Consider the following 17435-nt stretch of genomic DNA (forward strand, 5'->3'; position numbering starts at 1 on the left):
GGGCGCGGGGAACGGCGCGAGACCCCACGACGCTCCCGCACCCGACCGCCGACCTGGCTGCCCCGCTTAGGGGCGCGGGGAACTGCGCGACAAACCACGACGTTCCCGCACCCGACCGCGGACCTGGCTGCCCCGCTTAGGGGCGCGGGGAACGGCGCGAGAACGCACGACGCTCCCGCACCCGACCGCGGACCTGACTGCCCCGCTAGGGGCGCGGGGAACTGCGCGAGAAACCACGACGCTCCCGCACCCGACTGCCGACCTGGCTGCCCCGCTTAGGGGCGCGGGGAACTGCGCGACAAGCCACGACGCTCCCGCAGCCGACGATGGACCTGTCACCCACCCATGACGATCGAACCCGCACCCCGGCGGAGCCGCTAGCGGATCACCACCACGCGCACCCCGATCGTCGCGAACTTCCACATCGCCTCGCCGTCCCGCCGCGTCTCCCGGATACCGCCCGTCTTCACGGAGGGATCCGGCACCGACGGCGAGTCCTTGACCGCGGCGCTGAAGCCGACGACCACGCCGCCCACAGCGGCGAACCGCACCACGTGCTCGACGAGCGCCCCGTCGGTCCCGGTGATCGCCTTCGACCGGGACGTCACCTCGTACGAGCCCGGCTTGGGGTCCACGGTGCCCGGCGTCACCGCGAACGTGTGCTGCACCCTGCCGTTCGCGCCGACCAGCCACACCCGGTCGTCGTCCACCGAGTACACGACCCGTTCACCCCTGCCGGAACCGGCGGGCAGCGCAGCGGGGTCCTTTCTGTCCCGGGGCGCCTTGCTGGCGGCCACCGAGGGCGACGCGCTCGCGCTGGGCCTGCCGCCGAGCCCGGGCGGTACGTTCGCGGAGGCCTGGTAGGCGAGGAAGCCGACCGTTCCCACGGCCACCGCGGTGAGCCCGGCCACGATCGACGAGCTGGTCCCTGCCACGTCTGCCCACCTCTGCTTCGCGCCATATGTCGTACTTCGTGCCGACCGTAGCAGTCAGTGACCGCCCTACCGGGGCGGGCGTGCACGGGGCCCGCGGAGCCGTAGGCTGTTCGCGTGCTCTTGCTCGCTCTGGATACCGCCACCCCCGCCGTCACCGTCGCGCTGCACGACGGCGACGCCGTCATCGCCTCCTCCAGCCAGGTCGACGCGCGCCGGCACGGCGAGCTGCTGCTGCCGGCCGTGGACCGTGTCCTCGCCGAGGCGGGGCTCCGGCTGGACGCCGTCACCGGGATCGTCGTCGGCACCGGCCCCGGCCCCTACACCGGGCTGCGCGTGGGCCTGATGACCGCCGACACCTTCGGCCTCGCCCTGGGCGTCCCCGTGCACGGCCTGTGCACCCTGGACGGCCTCGCCTACGCGGCCGACATCGAGAAGGGCCCCTTCGTCGTGGCGACCGACGCCCGGCGCAAGGAGGTCTACTGGGCGACGTACGCGGATTCGCGCACGCGGCTGACGGGCCCGGCCGTGGACCGGCCCGCGGACATCGCCGAGCGGGTGGCCGGGCTGCCCGCCGTCGGCGCGGGCGCGCTGCTGTACCCCGGCACCTTCCCGCAGGCCCACGAGCCCGAGCACGTCTCCGCCGCGGCCCTCGCCGCGCTGGCCGCCGAGCGGCTGGCCGCGGGCGAGCCGCTGCCCGATCCCCGCCCGCTCTACCTGCGCCGTCCCGACGCGCAGGTGCCCAAGAACTACAAGGTGGTCACCCCCAAGTGACCGAGTCCGTGAAGCCCGCGCTGCGCGAGATGCGCTGGTGGGACATCGATGCCGTCCTCGGCATGGAGAAGGACCTCTTCCCCGAGGACGCCTGGTCGCGCGGCATGTTCTGGTCCGAGCTGGCGCACGCCCGCGGCCCGGAGGCGACCCGGCGGTATGTGGTGGCCGTCGAGGGCGACCGGGTCGTCGGGTACGCGGGCCTGGCCGCCCAGGGCGAACTGGCCGACATCCAGACCATCGCCGTCGCCCGCGACCACTGGGGCACCGGGCTCGGCCGGCTGCTGCTGACCGAGCTGCTGCGGGCCGCCACCGCCTTCGACTGCGCCGAGGTGATGCTGGAGTGCCGCGTGGACAACGTCCGCGCACAGAAGCTGTACGAGCGCTTCGGCTTCGAACCGATCGGCTTCAGACGCGGCTACTACCAGCCGGGGAACGTGGACGCCCTGGTGATGCGCCTGACGGACCCGTCCGCATCCACTTCCGTACGAGGAACCGAGAACAATGGCTGACGAACCTCTGGTCCTGGGGATCGAGACCTCCTGCGACGAGACCGGCGTCGGCATCGTCCGCGGCACCACCCTGCTCGCGGACGCCGTCGCGTCCAGCGTGGACGAGCACGCACGCTTCGGCGGGGTGGTGCCGGAGGTGGCGTCCAGAGCGCACCTGGAGGCGATGGTCCCGACGATCCAGCGCGCCCTGAAGGACGCCGGCGTGCACGCGCGTGACCTCGACGGCATCGCGGTGACCGCGGGTCCCGGCCTGGCGGGCGCGCTGCTGGTCGGGGTCTCGGCGGCGAAGGCGTACGCCTACGCACTCGGTAAGCCCCTGTACGGCGTGAACCACCTCGCCTCGCACATCTGCGTGGACCAGCTGGAGCACGGCGCGCTGCCCGAGCCGACCATGGCCCTGCTGGTCAGCGGCGGACACTCGTCGCTGCTGCTGTCGACGGACATCACCTCGGACGTCCGGCCCATGGGCGCGACGATCGACGACGCGGCCGGCGAGGCATTCGACAAGATCGCCCGGGTGCTGGACCTCGGCTTCCCCGGCGGCCCGGTCATCGACCGGTACGCACGCGAGGGCGACCCGGAGGCGATCGCGTTCCCGCGTGGCCTGACGGGACCGCGTGATCCCGCGTACGACTTCTCCTTCTCCGGTCTGAAGACGGCGGTGGCCCGCTGGATCGAGGCCCGGCGGGCGGCCGGCGAGGAGGTCCCGGTGCGGGACGTCGCGGCGTCCTTCCAGGAGGCCGTGGTGGACGTGCTGACCCGCAAGGCCGTACGGGCCTGCAAGGACCAGGGCGTCGACCATCTGATGATCGGCGGCGGTGTCGCCGCCAACTCCCGGCTGCGTGCCCTGGCGCAGGAGCGCTGTGAGGCGGCGGGCATCCGGCTGCGGGTGCCGCGGCCCAAGCTGTGCACCGACAACGGCGCGATGGTGGCCGCCCTCGGCGCGGAGATGGTGGCGCGCAACCGGGCCGCCTCCGACTGGGAGCTGTCGGCCGACTCCTCCCTGCCCGTGACGGACCCGCACGTCCCGGGCGAGACCCCCGCCCGCGCCCGCACCCACGCCCACTCGCACGACCATGTGCACGAGATCAGCAAGGAGAACCTCTACTCGTGACGGTCGCGCTGATGTGGGAGGCGCGGGCGGCACAGGGCCGGGGCGGGGAACTCCTCGGCTGGGCCCGGGCGCAGCACCCGTCCGGGAGCCCGCTGCGCCGCGAGACCTTCCGCGCCCCGCAGGACCGGGTGCTGGTCATCACCTGGTGGGACGCACCGTACGACGCCGACCTCCCCGAACTCCCCGACCCCCCACCCGACCTGGTCTCCCGCCCGGTCCACCGCTGGCGCTTCGAGTCGGTCGCCGAGGACTGACCTCGCCCGCCGGCCCGGGGAAGTCCACGATCCGCCCGGACCGTCGTCGACCCGCCCCGCCGGCCGGTACGTCCAGGGCGCCCGAACCGGCCGTCCGCGGGCCCGGCGGCGGGTGGCATCCGGCTCGCCGTGATCCGCCCGTCGGTCACGACCGTGACGGTAGGTCCGGGGGCCGCCCCGGGTGTGACCTGGGAGCCCGGGTTCCGGCTGGCGGCCTTCCCCGACTGCTGGGCAGGGCGGAGGCGACTGCTGGGCAGGGCGGAGGCCCGGCGGGCCCTCGCCGGACCGCCGTTGCCGTGGCGTGAGGGGCCGGGTGTCAGTCGTGCTCTCGTGTCTCGCAGTGGAGGCGTCTGTCGGGGCCGAGGGCCCGTGCCGGGCCTGTCAGGGTCAGGTGGGCGGTGTGCCGGATGTCCGCGCTGGACGTGGCCAGGCGCAGTTCCAGTGCGCCCGGCTCGACCACCCGGATGCCCGCGCGGTCGGTGAAGGCGGAGAGGTCGGCGTGGAAGCGGAAGGTCACCCGGCGGGACTCGCCGGCGGCCAGGTCCAGCCGGTGGTAGCCGATCAGACGGACGTCGGGGCGGGTCACCGAGGCCACCGGGTCGTGCAGATACAGCTGGACGACCTCGGTGCCGTCCCGGTCGCCGGTGTTGCGGACGGTCACCGACACGTCGTACGCGCCGTCCGTGCCGATCTCCGCCTGCGGGCCGGTGAAGTCCTCCCAGGCGAACGTCGTGTACGAGCGGCCGTGGCCGAAGGCGTACAGCGGGGTCGGGTCCAGGCTGCTGACCTCGCCCGCCAGGCCCAGCGGCGGCTGGAGATAGGTCCACGGCTGACCGCCCGGGGTCCGCGGCACGCTCACCGGGAGCCGCCCTGACGGGTTCACCCGGCCGGACAGCACGCCCGCGACGGCCGGGCCGCCCTCCGCGCCCGGGAAGAACGCCTGCACCACCGCCCCGAGCCGGTCCCGCCAGCGGCCCAGCGCGTAGGGGCGGCCGGTCAGCAGCACCAGGACCACCGGGACGCCGGTGCCCACCAGCGCGTCGAGCAACGCGCCCTGGACGCCGGGCAGCCGCAGGTCGGCCACGTCGCAGCCCTCGCCCGAGGTGCCACGGCCGAACAGCCCGGCCCGGTCGCCCAGCACCGCCACGCACACGTCCGCCTCCGCGGTCCGTGCCACGGCCTCCTCGAAGCCGGCCGTGTCCGGGTCCGACACCCCGCACCCTTGCGTGAACGTCACCTTGGCGTCCGGGAGTTCGGCGCGCAGCGACTCCAGGACGCTGGGGATGTCGAGGCCCATCGGCACCTCGGGATGGTGCGGGAGCACATGGGACGGGAACGAGTAGCAGCCGAGCATCGCCAGCGCGTCCGCCGCGCGCGGCCCGACGACCGCGATCCGGGTGTCGGGGGCCAGCGGCAGCAGCCCGTCCGGGTTGTCCAGCAGCACCACCGACTCCTCGGCCAGCCGGCGGGCCAGGGCGCGGTTGGCCGCCGAGTCCAGGTCGACCGGCCCGGCCGGCTCCGGCCGCCAGTCCTCGTCCAGCAGCCCCAGCTCGCACTTCTGCAGCAGCACCCGGCGGGCCGCCCGGTCCACCAGCGACTCGGGGACCAGTCCCTCCCGCACGGCGGCCACCAGCGGCTTTCCGTAGCACTTCAGGGTGGGCAGCTCGACGTCGACGCCGGCCTCCAGCGCCGCGCGGGCCGCCTCCGCCGGGCTGCCGGCCACCCGGTGCAGCGTCTCAAGGAAGCCGATGCCGAAGTAGTCGGCCACCACCGTGCCGGTGAACCCCCACTCCTCGCGCAGGAGTCCGGTCAGCAGGTACGGGTCGGCCGACGCCGGGACGCCGTCGGTCTCGTTGTACGCCGCCATCACCGAGCGGGCGCCGCCCTCGCGCAGCGCCATCTCGAACGGCGGGAGCGTGACGTCCGCGAACTCCCGTACGCCCGCCCGCACCGGGGCCAGATTCCGGGCGCCCGCCGAGGACGCGTACCCGGCGAAGTGCTTGAGCGTGGCGATCACCCCGGCCGACTCCAGTCCGCGCACATAGGCCGTGCCGACCGTGCCGACCAGGTACGGGTCCTCGCCGATCGTCTCCTCCACCCGGCCCCAGCGCGGATCGCGGACCACGTCGAGGACGGGCGCGAGCCCCTGGTGGACGCCGACCGAGCGCAGGTCCTCGCCGATGCGCCGGCCCAGCTCCTCGACCAGGGCGGGATCGAAGGTCGCACCCCAGGCGAGCGGCACCGGGTAGGCGGTGGCGCCCCAGGTGGTGAAGCCGGCCAGGCACTCCTCGTGGGCGACGGCCGGGATGCCGAAGCGGCCCGCAGCGGCGATGCGCCGTTGCGCGCGGGCCAGCGCCTGCGCGCCCAGCGCCGGGTCGACGGGTGCCGTGCCGAAGGAACGGGTCAGCTGGCCGAGGCCCAGCGTGATCAGCTCGTCCCAGTCGTAGTCGGCGGTCATCTCGCGCTGGAGAGGGGCGACCCCGTCGCCGTCCGTGGCGGCGCCCACCCATACGCCGTACAGCTGGGCGGTCTTCTCCTCCAGCGTCATCCGGGAGAGCAGGTCGTCGACGCGGTCGGCGGCGGCCAGGGCGGTGTCCCGCCAGGGAGCGGTGGTCATGTAACTCCTGTCAGAAAGGGGGGAGAGGCTGCCGCGGGTCGGTCGTCCTCACTTGCCGCCCACGCCCATCAGGCCGCCCACCAGGGCGCGCCGGGCCACCAGATACACGGCGAAGATCGGGATGCCGGAGAGGACGACCGAGGCGAGCAGGGCGGGGATGTTCACGCCGAACTGGCTCACGTAGGTGAACAGGCCGAGGGTCAGCACGCGCGGGCCGTCGGACTGGGTGAAGATCAGCGGGAAGAGGAAGCCGTTCCATGCCTGGAGCGCGGAGTAGATCACCACGGTGCTGATGCCGCCCTTGGCCATCGGGACGACCAGCTGGAACAGCATCCGGGTGGCCGAGGCGCCGTCCAGGGCCATCGCCTCGTACAGCTCCTCGGAGATGTCCCGCAGCGTGCCGGTGAGGATCAGCACCGACACGGGCATCGCGAAGGCCGCGGTCGGCAGGATGATCGCGAGCAGGCTGTCGTACAGGTCGAGCTTCGCGATCATCAGATAGAGGGGCACCACGACGGCCTGCGCGGGGATGGCCACCCCGAGCAGGAACAGCCGGAAGGCCGCCGTCGACCATCGGCTCCGGGTGCGGACGGCCACATAGGCGAGCGGGACGCACAGCACGAGGACGATCACCACGACCGCCGCCGCGACGATCGCCGTGTTCGCCAGGAAGTGGCCGAAGCCGTTGTGCAGGACGGTGTTGTAGTTGTCCAGGGTCGGACGGGCGGGCGGCTTGAGGGCGTTGTTGCCGAGCGCCTGGTCCTGGTGGGTGAGCGAGGCCGAGATCATCGCGTAGATCGGGACGATCACGATCACCAGCCAGATCACCGAGCCGAGGCCGGCGAGCGGGTTGGGGCGCCTGCTCCAGTGCCGGCGGCGGCGTCCGGCGTCCGGCAGGGCCTGCGGCCGGTCGGTCCTCACGGGACGGGGCAGCGTATCGTGTGACACTCCGTCACATTCCTTCCCGGGTGCTGCGCATCGCGCCGAAGCCGGACAGCCGCACGAGCAGCAGGGACAGTGCGGTGGCGGCCACCACGAGGAACGTCGCGATGGCGCTCGCGTAGCCGAAGTCGTAGCTCTTGAAACCCGCCTCGTACATCAGGTACGGCAGGATCGCCGTGTCGGTGCCGGGGCCGCCCTGGGTGAGGATCAGCACGGTCTCGAAGTACGTCAGCGAGCCGACGACCATCAGCACGCCGGACGTCGTCGCCGTGTTGCGCAGCTGGGGCAGGGTGATCGAGAAGAACTGGCGGTAGCGGCCGGCGCCGTCGATCGCCGCCGCCTGGTACAGCACCTCGGGGATCTGCCGTGCCCCGCCCTGGTAGATCAGGGTGTGGAACGGGATGAACTGCCAGCCGCCGACGAACACGATGGCGAGGAAGGCGCCGCTGGTCGAGCCCAGGGTGTCCTTGCGGATGATGCCGAAGTTCGGGTCGAGCAGGGCGTAGAACAGCAGCGAGATCGCGGTCGAGGAGAGCAGGAACGGCACGAAGAAGACCGCGGAGAGGACCGCCCGGTTGCGCTGCCGGCCGGCCGCCCAGACGCCGAGCAGCAGGGAGATCGCCGTCTGGAAGACCCAGCTCGCCACGGTGAGCAGGACGGTGACCGTCAGGGACTGGGTGAGCCGGTCGTCGCCCAGCAGCTTGCGCCAGTTGGCGAGGCCCACCGGTTCCGGGTCGCCCAGGCCGTTCCATGTGGTGAAGGACAGGCAGAAGGCCAGCACCATGGGGACGACCGCGAAGAACGCGAAGAACAGCACGCCGGGCAGGGCCCAGGAGACGTGCGGGCGGCCCGCCCGCGTACCCGGGCCGCCCTTCGCCGTGCTCGTGCTCACTTCAGTCCCTTCAGCGCCGACACGAACTGGGCCGGCGAGGACTTCCCGACGAACAGCTTGTTGATCTCGGTGAGCATCGGCGTGGAGACGTTCGGGTCCACGGCCTGGTCCCAGCTCAGCGTGAACGCCGGGGCCTGCCGCACCATCTGGTACTGGAACTTCGCGAACTCCGGGTTCGGCGAGGCGTCCAGCAGTTTCTCCGCGTTCGCCGTGGCCGGGATGTCGCCGTTGGCGACCAGGTCCTTGGCGTAGGACTGCGAGGCGCACTCGCGCAGGAACGCGATCGCGGCGTCCTTGTTGGAGGTACGGGCGTTCACGGACCAGTAGTTGGTGGGGTTGCCGACGACGTTGCGGATGTCGCCGGCGCCGCCCTCGATCTTCGGGAAGGCGAACCAGCCCAGGTTCTTCCGGGCGAAGTCCGGGAACTTGCCGAGCTGCGTCGAGTACTCCCACGAGCCCATCAGATGCATCGCCGCCTTGCCCTTTGCGAACACCGCGGGCGCGCCGCCGTTGGTGTACGCCACCGAGCTGAAGCCCTTGCCGAAGGCCCCGTCGTCGATGAGCTGCTTGACCGTCTCGGCGGCCTTGAGGACGGCCGGATCGCCCCAGCCGGCCGCGTCGCCGTTCTTGACCCGGTCGAAGACCTCGGGGCCGCCGATGCGGTCGACCAGGTACTCCAGCCACATCAGCTCGGGCCAGATGTCCGCGCCGCCGAGCGCGAACGGGGTGATCCCGGCCTTCTTCAGCTTGGCGTTGATGTCGAGCAACTGGTCCCAGGTGGTGGGCGGCCGGAGCCTGTGCTCGGCGAAGACGGCCTTGTTGTAGAAGAGGATCACGGGCTGCATGCCGCGCATCGGTATGCCGTAGTCGCGTCCGTTCAGGCCGCCGGCCGCGAGGACCGAGGGCAGGAAGCCGTCCTTGAGGACCGCGTCGGACGCGATGGTGTCGGTCAGGTCGACCAGCTGGTCGGCCTCCTGGTACGCCTTGATCGAGCCGCCGCCCCAGTTGAAGAAGACGTCGGGGGCGTTCGGTGAGCCCATCGCGGTGCGCAGCTTGGCCGGATAGTCGGCGCCGGGCACCTTCTCCAGCTTGATCCTGCCCTTGGTCTGCTGGGCGGCGGCCGACGCGTTGAACCGGTCGACGGCCTTGGTCTGCACCTTGACCGCGTCGTCGCCGTACACGAATGCGGTGAGCGTGCCGCCGCCGCTGCCGGAGCCGCCGGAGGAGCCGCAGGCCGAGAGTCCGGCGGTGAGCAGGGTGGTGGCACCGGCGCCGAGCACCCAGCGCCTGCTGAAGGTACGCCCGCCGTTGGACGTCTGGGACTCCATCACAGCACCTCTCGTCCGAATGTTTCGAGTAAGGCATCGAATGTTCCGGGAAGGTATGGCCCGGCGGAGGCTTCGTCAAGAGGTTGCGCAGGGATTACGATCGCGGGCATGAAGCCTGGGAAGTCCGCAGAAACGCAGACGGCGACGCTCGCCGAGATCGCCCGCGAGGCGGGAGTTTCCGCTCCGACTGTTTCGAAGGTCCTCAACGGCCGCGCCGATGTCGCCCCGGCGACCCGGACCCGCGTGGAGGAACTGCTGCGCGCCTACGGCTACCGCCGCCGCCGGGCCGAGGCATCCCGCTCGCCCCTGATCGACCTGGTCTTCCACGAACTGGAGAGCGCCTGGGCCATGGAGGTCATCCGGGGCGTGGAGAACGTGGCCAGCAACGCCGGTCTGAGCGTCGTGCTCTCCGAGTCGGCCGGGCGGCTCACCCCCGGCCGGACCTGGGCCGACCAGGTCGCCGCGCGCCGCCCGCACGGCGTGGTCCTCGTGCTGTCCGGGCTCGACGAGTCGCAGCGCGCGCTGCTCACCAGCCGCTCGATCCCGTTCGTGGTGATGGATCCGGCGGGCGACCCGGGCGCCGACGTGCCGTCGATCGGCGCGACCAACTGGCAGGGCGGCCTGGCCGCCACCCGGCACCTCGTGGAACTCGGCCACACCCGCATCGGCGCGATCAGCGGGCCGTCCCGGATGATGTGCAGCCGGGCCAGGGTCGACGGCTACCGGGCCGCGCTGGAGACCGCGGGGCTGCCCGTCGACTCCTCGCTGATCGTCACCGGCGACTTCCACCACGAGGCGGGCTACCGGCTGGGCCTGGAACTGCTGCGCCGCCCGGACCGGCCCACCGCCGTCTTCGCCGGCAACGACCTCCAGGCGCTCGGACTGTACGAGGCCGCGCGGGAGCTGGGGCTGCGCATCCCGGAGGACCTGAGCGTGGTCGGCTTCGACGACCTGCCCGTGGCCCGCTGGGTGGGGCCGCCGCTGACCACCGTCCGCCAGCCCCTGACGGAGATGGCCGAGGCCGCGGCCCGGCTGGTCCTCGACCTCGGCCGCGAGGAGGAGTCCCCCGTGGCGACCCGCGTGGAACTGGCCACGACCTTGGTGACCCGCACCAGCACCGCCCCACCGGCGGCGCCTTAGCGTCGCTCGACCGCACCGACGGCGATGCCGAGCCCCCGACTCCGCAGGGGACTCGGGACCACGCACCCCGACCGCGTCTCCCTGCGAGACGCTGCCTGCGATCCCCCGCGACGACTCAGCCGCGGCAACGCGGAGGCGGGTCCACCCCGGGGACGAACCGCCCCGCACCACAGGAAGCCGAGCGCGCCCACCCGCGCGTACCCGGGGGCAGGAGCCGCGGGGACGGGGACCGGCGGGTGCGCCTGGTGTTGCGTCGACCGTTGGGGCGACTCGCCCATCGTCGCGGGGGAGTCGGTGGCGGACGCCTCGGGTGTACCGGGTTCCGAGGGGGTGCCGGCGAAGCCGCGGGGCGGGGCCGCCGCGGCCTGGACGGGGCGGGTGTGTCGTCGGTCCCGGGGTGGCGGTGCGGTCGGGGCCGTCGGGTGCCCCCTGGCGGTGCATCGAGGGTGGGTGCCAGCTGGTGGGTGCCGGATGTGTCCCGAGCGGGGGCGCGGCGGGGCTGCGGCCGTCGGGGGTGGCGGGCCGGCTGGGAACGCCGGGCGCTGCGCGGGGGCGAGCGCATCCTCGGGGCTTGGCCCGACCCCCTGCGGCGGGGCGCGGTGTCGCCTCTTCCGTGGGAGCCCCCGGTGGCCTGAGTTCTGGCGGCCGTCGCGACAGGGAGCCGGTGGTGGGCGTGTTGTTGTATTGACGGGGGTTCCCTCCGCCCGCACACTGCTCCGAAGCCAGTCGGTTATCGAACCGAAACTTTCGGAGGCACCCGCATGAGATCTCTGAGAACGGGCTTATCCCTGGGGTCGCTGCTCACCGGCGTCACGGCGCTCGGCGCCCTGCTGGTCGCGACCCCCGCCGCACACGCCGCCGACCCCCCGCTGCGCGACCTCGGCGCCGCGAAGGGCAAGGTCATCGGCACGGCGGTCACCGGCTCCAAGCTGACCGGCACCTACGCCGCCATCGCCGGGACACAGTTCGGCTCGCTCACCCCGGGCAACGCCATGAAGTGGGGATCCGTCGAGCCCACCCAGGGCACCTTCAACTGGGCCGAGGCCGACCAGATCGTCGCCTTCGCGCAGGCCCACGACCAGCAGGTACGCGGCCACACCCTGGTCTGGCACAGCCAGAACCCGAACTGGCTGACCAACGGCAGCTGGACGCCCGCCCAGCTCAGCGGCCTGCTGCAGAACCACATCAACACGGAGGTGGGACGCTACAAGGGCAAGATCGCCGCCTGGGACGTGGTCAACGAGCCCTTCAACGAGGACGGCACCTACCGCTCGACCCTCTGGTACAACGGCCTCGGCACCGACTACATCGCCAACGCCCTGACCTGGGCGCACGCCGCCGACCCGGCCGCCAAGCTGTACATCAACGACTACAACGTCGAGGGCGTCAACGCGAAGAGCACCGCCCTGTACAACCTGGTCAGGTCCCTGAAGCAGCGGGGCGTGCCGATCGACGGCGTCGGCCTCCAGGCCCATCTGATCCTCGGGCAGGTCCCGTCCACCCTCCAGCAGAACATCCAGCGCTTCGCCGACCTGGGCGTGGACGTGGCGATCACCGAACTGGACGTACGGATGGCACTGCCGGCCGACAGCGCCAAGCTGGCCCAGCAGGCCGCCGACTACAAGTCGGTCGTCGCGGCCTGCGCTGCGGTGACCCGCTGCGTCAACCTCACGGTCTGGGGCTTCACCGACTCCGACTCCTGGGTGGAGAGCACCTTCCCCGGCTACGGGGCGGCGACGCCGTACGACGCGAACTACGCGCCGAAACCGGCGTACTACGGCATCGCGCAGGCGCTCGGCGGCGGTGGCGGCCCGACCGAACCGCCGACCGGCGCGTGCACGGCGGGGTACGCGGTGACCAGCCAGTGGAACACCGGCTTCACCGGGCAGGTGACGATCTCCTGCTCCGGCGCAGCGCTGTCGTCCTGGAAGGCGACATGGGCGTTCGGCGCCGGCCAGCAGATCACCCAGGCGTGGAACGCCACCTGCACCCAGTCCGGTTCGGCGGTCACCTGCTCGAACGCGTCGTACAACGGATCGGTGCCGGACGGCGGTTCGGTGACGTTCGGCTTCAACGCCTCATGGAGCGGCAGCAATCCGCTCCCCACGGTCACATTGACGTGACCGATCGACGGTCCGGTGGACCGAGCCGGGGGCCGGAATCGTGAGATTTTCCCAAGAAATCGGTCTCGCGGCCCGTCCGCTAACAGTCCGCTAATAATTCGGACTTACGTTCTTCTTGTGACCGGACACGACGAGAACGGCGACGAGGACAGACACACGGGCCGGCGGTCGAGAGCGCTCAGGGCCGCCGGTCTCGCGCTCGCCGGCGCGCTGGTGCTGGGGATCGGGGCGGCGGGCTGGGTCTACTGGCACCTCGACCACAACATCAAGAGCGTCGACATCAACAGCGCGCTCGGCGACGACCGCCCGGCGAAGCCGCTCGTCACCCCGTCGGCGAGCGCCGAGCCGACCGCGTCACCGCTGCCCACCGAGGCGGTGAACATCCTCGTCCTGGGCTCGGACTCGCGCAGCGGCAAGGAGAACCGGGAACTCGGCGGCGGCGACAGCTCGGGTGCCCGCTCCGACACGGCGATGGTGGTGCACATCGACGCGGGCCGCACCCGGGCCACGGTCGTCAGCATCCCCCGCGACACGCTGGTGACCCGGCCGTCGTGCCCGCTGCCGTCCGGGGGTTCTACGGCGGTGGCGTACAACGCGATGTTCAACAGCGCCTACTCCGTGGGCGGTCCGGTGTGCGCCGTGAAGACGGTCGAGTCGCTGACGGACGTGCGCATGGACCACTACGTCGAGATCGACTTCTCGGGCTTCGCCAAGCTGGTCGACGCCCTCGGCGGCGTCGAGGTCACCACCGACGAGGACATCGACGACGACCAGAGCCATCTGCACCTGGACAAGGGCACCCATCACCTCGACGGCACCGAGGCGCTGGCCCTCGCCCGCACCCGGCACGGCATCGGCGACGGCAGCGACCTGGGCCGGATAGGTCTCCAGCAGAAGCTGGTGAAGGGCCTGCTGGAACAGATGGCCGCGACCAACCTGCTCGGCGACCCGACCCGGCTCTACCGGGTCGCCGACGCGGTCACCGCGAGTCTCACCACGGACACCGGGCTCGACTCCCTGCCCGAGCTGATGCGCCTCGGCCAGAGCCTGAAGGGGCTGACGGCGGACCGGGTGACGACGGTGATGATGCCGGTGGTGACGGCGCCGTACGACCGCAACCGGGTGGTGGCCCGCGAACCGGCCGCGACCGACCTGTGGGCGTCCCTGCGCTGAGCCCCCTGCGCTGAGCCCCCTGCGCTGAGCCCCCTGCGCTGAGCCCCCTGCGCTGGTGCCCCTCGTGCCGCCTCCTGCGCCGGCCTCCCAGCGCTCCCTGCGCCGAGCAGGGCCGCCGAGTGCGATCTCGTAACCTGAAATAACAACTCTGTTCATTCGCAACGGCGTTCACCCCGTACCGGTTGGGTACTACAGTTGCTCAGCCGCTGTGGAACGGCTGTGTGGTCGCCTGGGGGACAGACGCCGACCCGGCCGCGCGCGGCAACTCGACTGACATGTCATCCGACCGTGGGGGGTCGACAACTTGAGACTGTTCACGCGCCGCCGTGCCGCGGCGCTCGCGACCGCGGCGGTGCTCGCCGCGGTGGGCACCCTGGCGACCGCGCCGGGCGCCACCGCCGACGACGCGGGGCCCTGGCCCGGCACCGAAGGCAAGATCCTCGTCGACGGGGGCACCCTGATCGACCCGGCGACCGGCAAGACCACCCAGATCCCCAATGTGGGGGGCGACCACGCCGCCTGGGCACCGGACGGCAGCCGGCTGATCACCAGCTCGGGCCGGATCTCCAGCTTCCGCCCCAGCGGCTCCACCAAGATCACCCTGCCGTGGGCCGAAGGCGTGCGCTCCAGCGCCCCGTACGAGGACCTGGCCTTCGGCTGGAGCGGCGGATACGTCGTCTTCTCCACCGGCGGTCAGCTCGCCTACGGCCCCTCGGACGGGTCGTGGGCCCCGCAGCCGCTGCTGACCAACGCCCTGGAGCCGTCCACCGTCTGCGACACCCACCCGACGGTGAGCACGACGGGCCTGGTCGCCTTCCAGCGCAACACCAGCAACTGCCACGACAACGCCGGCGTCTACGTCTACGACGGGTCCGCGCGGACGGTCAAGCGCGTCCTCACCGACGCCCGGCAGCCCGACTACTCGCCCGACGGCACCAAGCTGGCCTTCGTCCGCCCGGACGCCGACGGCAACACCCAGATCTTCACGGCCGACGCCGACGGCACCGGCGTCAAGCAACTGACCACCGGCCCGCGGCAGTACGCCAACCCGTCCTGGTCGCCCACCGGCACCCGGATCGTCTTCGACGCCCACACCTCGCCGAACAGCGACGACGTGCACACCATCGAGTACGTCGACGTGGCCACCGGCGAGCTGACCAAGGTCGCGGGCGGTGCGGGCCTGCGTATCGGCGACAACCCCAGCTGGCAGCCGCTGCGCAAGAACACCACCGGCCGGGTCTGGGGCGCCGACTCCTACGCCACCAACGTCGCCTCCTCCCGCTGGAGCTGGAACACGGTCGGCACGAGCCGGCCCGGCCTGCTGGACGCGAAGTCCGCGGTGCTGGTCAACCGGGACGACTCGGCGTACTCGCTCGCCGCGCCCGCGCTGGCCGGCAAGAAGCAGGGCCCGGTGCTGATGACGCCGAAGACCGGGCTGTCGACGGCGGTGAAGAACGAGCTGAAGCGGGTGCTGAAGCCGGGCGCGAACGTCTGGATGCTGGGCGGCACCTCCGTCCTGTCCGGCGATGTCGCCGCCCAGTTGCGGACCCTCGGCTACGTCCCGAAGCGGATCTCCGCAGCGGACCGCTACGCGACCTCCGTCGCGGCGGCCAAGGTGGTGACCACCAGCCCGAAGTACGTCTTCCTGGCCAGCGGCACCGACTACAAGGCGGCCCTCCCGGCGGCCGCGGCGGCGGGCGCCGACGGCCCGAGCGCCGCGGGCAGTCTCGTCCTCACCAGCGGCAACACGCTGTCCTCGGCGGTGAAGTCGTACCTCAACGGCCTGAACCCCGACAAGACCATGATCATCCCGGTCGGCTCGGCGGCGAAGTACGCGGTGACGCACACGTCCTTCTCCAAGTGGCCGTCGACGTACTACTACTACCCGGTCACGGCGGGCAGCGCCGAGGCCCTTTCGGTGGCCCTCAGCAAGCTCTGGTGGACCACGCCGCGCACGGTCGCCGTCGCCTACACCGGCTCCTGGCGCGACGGGATGTCCGCGGGCGCGGCGATGAACGTGTACGGCCCCATCCTGTGGACCACACGGCCCGGCCTGTCCGACGACACGAAGAGCTATCTGCTGCGCCAGTCCGCGGGCACCCAGTCCGTCATCGCCTTCGGCGACACCGGCTCGGTCACCCTGGGCGGGCTGAACACGGCCGGCTCGTCGATCAGCGCCAGCGGGAACGACTTCGTGTACCGGCCGTTCTACAACGGCGTGGAAAGCGCGGGCACGCAGTCCTTCGCGCTGCGCGCCGGCGGCGACGGGCCCGCCGCCGCCCCGGCCAAGTCCGGCCGGCCGGACGCGGAGCCGAACCTGGACTCGCTCAGGACGGCCCGGCACCAGTAGCGGTCGCCGTCGCGGGGGCGCCGACCAGCATGGTCGGCGCCCCCGCGACACGCGTGAGGAACACCGTCGCCGCGTTCGGCCCCTGCGGCCTGACCTTCCTGCGCAGTTCCTCCGGCTCCACCGCCGACCCCCGCTTCTTCACCGTCAGCGTCCCGACCTGACGCTCCCGCAGCAGCGCCTTCAACTTCTTGACGTTGAAGGGGAGCCGGTCGGTGATCTCGTAGGCCGTGGCGTACGGCGTCGCCCGCAGTTCGTCCGCGGTCACATAGGCGATGGTCGCGTCGATCAGCCCGCCGCCCAGTTCGGCGGCGACCTCGGCCACCAGGTGCGCGCGGATGACGGCGCCGTCGGGTTCGTACAAGTACCGCCCCACGGACCGCACTTCGGGGTCCGGCAGGCCCCGGCCGAGCAGGGTGCGCGGACCGGGCAGCAGGGTGGCCCGCACGGCGCCCGGTGCCCCGGTGCCGAACCAGAGCACCGCCTCCTTCACCTCCCCGCCGTCCGAGATCCACTCGGCCTCCGCCCGGTCCGGGATCGCCTCGTGGGCGATCCCCGGCGCGATCTTCAGCGCGGCCGTGCGCGCCGCCGACGCCGCGCCCACCGCCCAGGACAGCGGTGGGGAGTAGCCCTCCGGGTCGAAGATCCGCCCACCCGCCGCCCGGCCGCCGCCCGTCGCCGACGCGCCCCGCGCGGCTCCTCCCGTCCGGCCGCCGCGCCGGGCCGGGTCGACGAACACGGCGTCCCAGCCGGAGGTGTCGACCTGGGTGACATCCGCCTCCCGCACCTCGATCAGCTCTTCCAGGCCCAGGGCCGCCGTGTTCGCGCGGGCGACCTCGACCGTCAGCGGATCCCGGTCCACGGCGAGCACCCGGATCCCGGCGCGGGCGAACGCGATCGCGTCGCCGCCGATGCCGCAGCACAGGTCGGCGACGGAGCCGACGCCCAGGTCGCGCAGGCGTGCCGCCCGGTACGTCGCCACGCTGGTCCGGGTCGCCTGCTCGACCCCGTCGGGCGTGAAGTACATCCGCCCCGCGTCCGCGGCCCCGAACTTCGCCGCCGCCCGCTGCCGCAGCCGGGCCTGGCCGAGGGCCGCCGAGACCAGTCCGGCCGGGTGTGTGCGGCGCAGGCGGGTGGCGACGGCGAGTTCGTCGCCGGGCCGCGTGTCGCGTACCTCGTCGAGGAGGGCACGGCCCTCGGGGGTGAGCAGTGAGCGGAAGGGGAGCAGGTCGTTCACCGGGTCATTGTGGGCCAGTCGGTGGATGCTGCGCCCGCGGCGGCGGTGTCGGA

At 72.5% G+C, this 17435-nt stretch carries 14 protein-coding genes; 8 read left to right on the plus strand and 6 right to left on the minus strand.

Annotation, left to right across the window (positions count from 1 at the left end):
• Window positions 1-377: 377 nt before the first annotated feature.
• Window positions 378-935, minus strand: coding sequence for a hypothetical protein (locus tag AC27LF_RS18070; protein ID WP_479657035.1), 558 nt, complete (start codon window positions 933-935; stop codon window positions 378-380).
• A 114-nt stretch (window positions 936-1049) separates the two neighbouring features.
• On the opposite strand from AC27LF_RS18070, the gene tsaB reads away from it, so the two are divergent.
• The 4 genes from tsaB to AC27LF_RS18090 are packed head-to-tail and all read left to right on the plus strand — an operon-like array spanning window position 1050 to window position 3583.
• Window positions 1050-1706 (plus strand): tRNA (adenosine(37)-N6)-threonylcarbamoyltransferase complex dimerization subunit type 1 TsaB, encoded by a 657-nt coding sequence (gene tsaB, locus AC27LF_RS18075; RefSeq protein ID WP_479657036.1) that lies wholly within the window; start codon window positions 1050-1052, stop codon window positions 1704-1706.
• Window positions 1703-2215, plus strand: coding sequence for a ribosomal protein S18-alanine N-acetyltransferase (gene rimI / locus AC27LF_RS18080; RefSeq protein WP_479657037.1), 513 nt, complete (start codon window positions 1703-1705; stop codon window positions 2213-2215). The genes tsaB and rimI overlap by 4 nt, the downstream gene beginning before the upstream one ends.
• Entirely contained in the window at window positions 2208-3329 is a 1122-nt protein-coding gene (gene tsaD / locus AC27LF_RS18085; RefSeq protein WP_479657038.1) for a tRNA (adenosine(37)-N6)-threonylcarbamoyltransferase complex transferase subunit TsaD, read from the plus strand. The genes rimI and tsaD overlap by 8 nt, the downstream gene beginning before the upstream one ends.
• Complete coding sequence (locus tag AC27LF_RS18090) at window positions 3326-3583, plus strand: hypothetical protein (RefSeq protein WP_479657039.1); 258 nt, start codon at window positions 3326-3328, stop codon at window positions 3581-3583. The genes tsaD and AC27LF_RS18090 overlap by 4 nt, the downstream gene beginning before the upstream one ends.
• 316 nt (window positions 3584-3899) lie before the next feature.
• On the opposite strand, the gene AC27LF_RS18095 is transcribed toward AC27LF_RS18090, so the two are convergent.
• The 4 genes from AC27LF_RS18095 to AC27LF_RS18110 are packed head-to-tail and all read right to left on the minus strand — an operon-like array spanning window position 3900 to window position 9362.
• Window positions 3900-6200, minus strand: a complete 2301-nt coding sequence (locus AC27LF_RS18095; RefSeq protein WP_479657040.1) for a beta-xylosidase/alpha-l-arabinosidase — start codon at window positions 6198-6200, stop codon at window positions 3900-3902.
• A gap of 48 nt (window positions 6201-6248) precedes the next feature.
• A complete protein-coding gene (locus AC27LF_RS18100; protein ID WP_479657041.1) occupies window positions 6249-7148 on the minus strand; it encodes a carbohydrate ABC transporter permease in 900 nt (299 codons plus the stop codon).
• A gap of 4 nt (window positions 7149-7152) precedes the next feature.
• Window positions 7153-8034: a carbohydrate ABC transporter permease gene (locus AC27LF_RS18105; protein ID WP_479657042.1), complete on the minus strand. Its 882-nt coding sequence runs from the start codon at window positions 8032-8034 to the stop codon at window positions 7153-7155.
• On the minus strand, window positions 8031-9362 hold the full coding sequence (locus tag AC27LF_RS18110; protein WP_479657043.1) for an ABC transporter substrate-binding protein: 1332 nt from the start codon (window positions 9360-9362) through the stop codon (window positions 8031-8033). Before AC27LF_RS18110 ends, AC27LF_RS18105 begins: the two co-directional genes overlap by 4 nt.
• A gap of 108 nt (window positions 9363-9470) precedes the next feature.
• On the opposite strand from AC27LF_RS18110, the gene AC27LF_RS18115 reads away from it, so the two are divergent.
• From AC27LF_RS18115 to AC27LF_RS18130, 4 genes are all read left to right on the plus strand, one after another.
• Window positions 9471-10502 (plus strand): LacI family DNA-binding transcriptional regulator, encoded by a 1032-nt coding sequence (locus AC27LF_RS18115; RefSeq protein ID WP_479657044.1) that lies wholly within the window; start codon window positions 9471-9473, stop codon window positions 10500-10502.
• Between the two features lie 761 nt (window positions 10503-11263).
• The gene (locus AC27LF_RS18120; RefSeq protein WP_479657045.1) at window positions 11264-12625 is read left to right on the plus strand and encodes an endo-1,4-beta-xylanase; all 1362 of its coding nucleotides are present in this window, start codon (window positions 11264-11266) and stop codon (window positions 12623-12625) included.
• 117 nt (window positions 12626-12742) lie between these two features.
• Window positions 12743-13798: an LCP family protein gene (locus AC27LF_RS18125; RefSeq protein ID WP_479657046.1), complete on the plus strand. Its 1056-nt coding sequence runs from the start codon at window positions 12743-12745 to the stop codon at window positions 13796-13798.
• Between the two features lie 304 nt (window positions 13799-14102).
• Window positions 14103-16148 (plus strand): cell wall-binding repeat-containing protein, encoded by a 2046-nt coding sequence (locus AC27LF_RS18130; RefSeq protein ID WP_479657047.1) that lies wholly within the window; start codon window positions 14103-14105, stop codon window positions 16146-16148.
• On the opposite strand, the gene AC27LF_RS18135 is transcribed toward AC27LF_RS18130, so the two are convergent.
• On the minus strand, window positions 16126-17382 hold the full coding sequence (locus AC27LF_RS18135; protein ID WP_479657048.1) for a THUMP-like domain-containing protein: 1257 nt from the start codon (window positions 17380-17382) through the stop codon (window positions 16126-16128). The two genes, AC27LF_RS18130 and AC27LF_RS18135, sit on opposite strands and share 23 nt — an antisense overlap.
• Between the last annotated feature and the right edge of the window lie 53 nt (window positions 17383-17435).

The organism is Streptomyces diversicolor, from assembly GCF_057537855.1.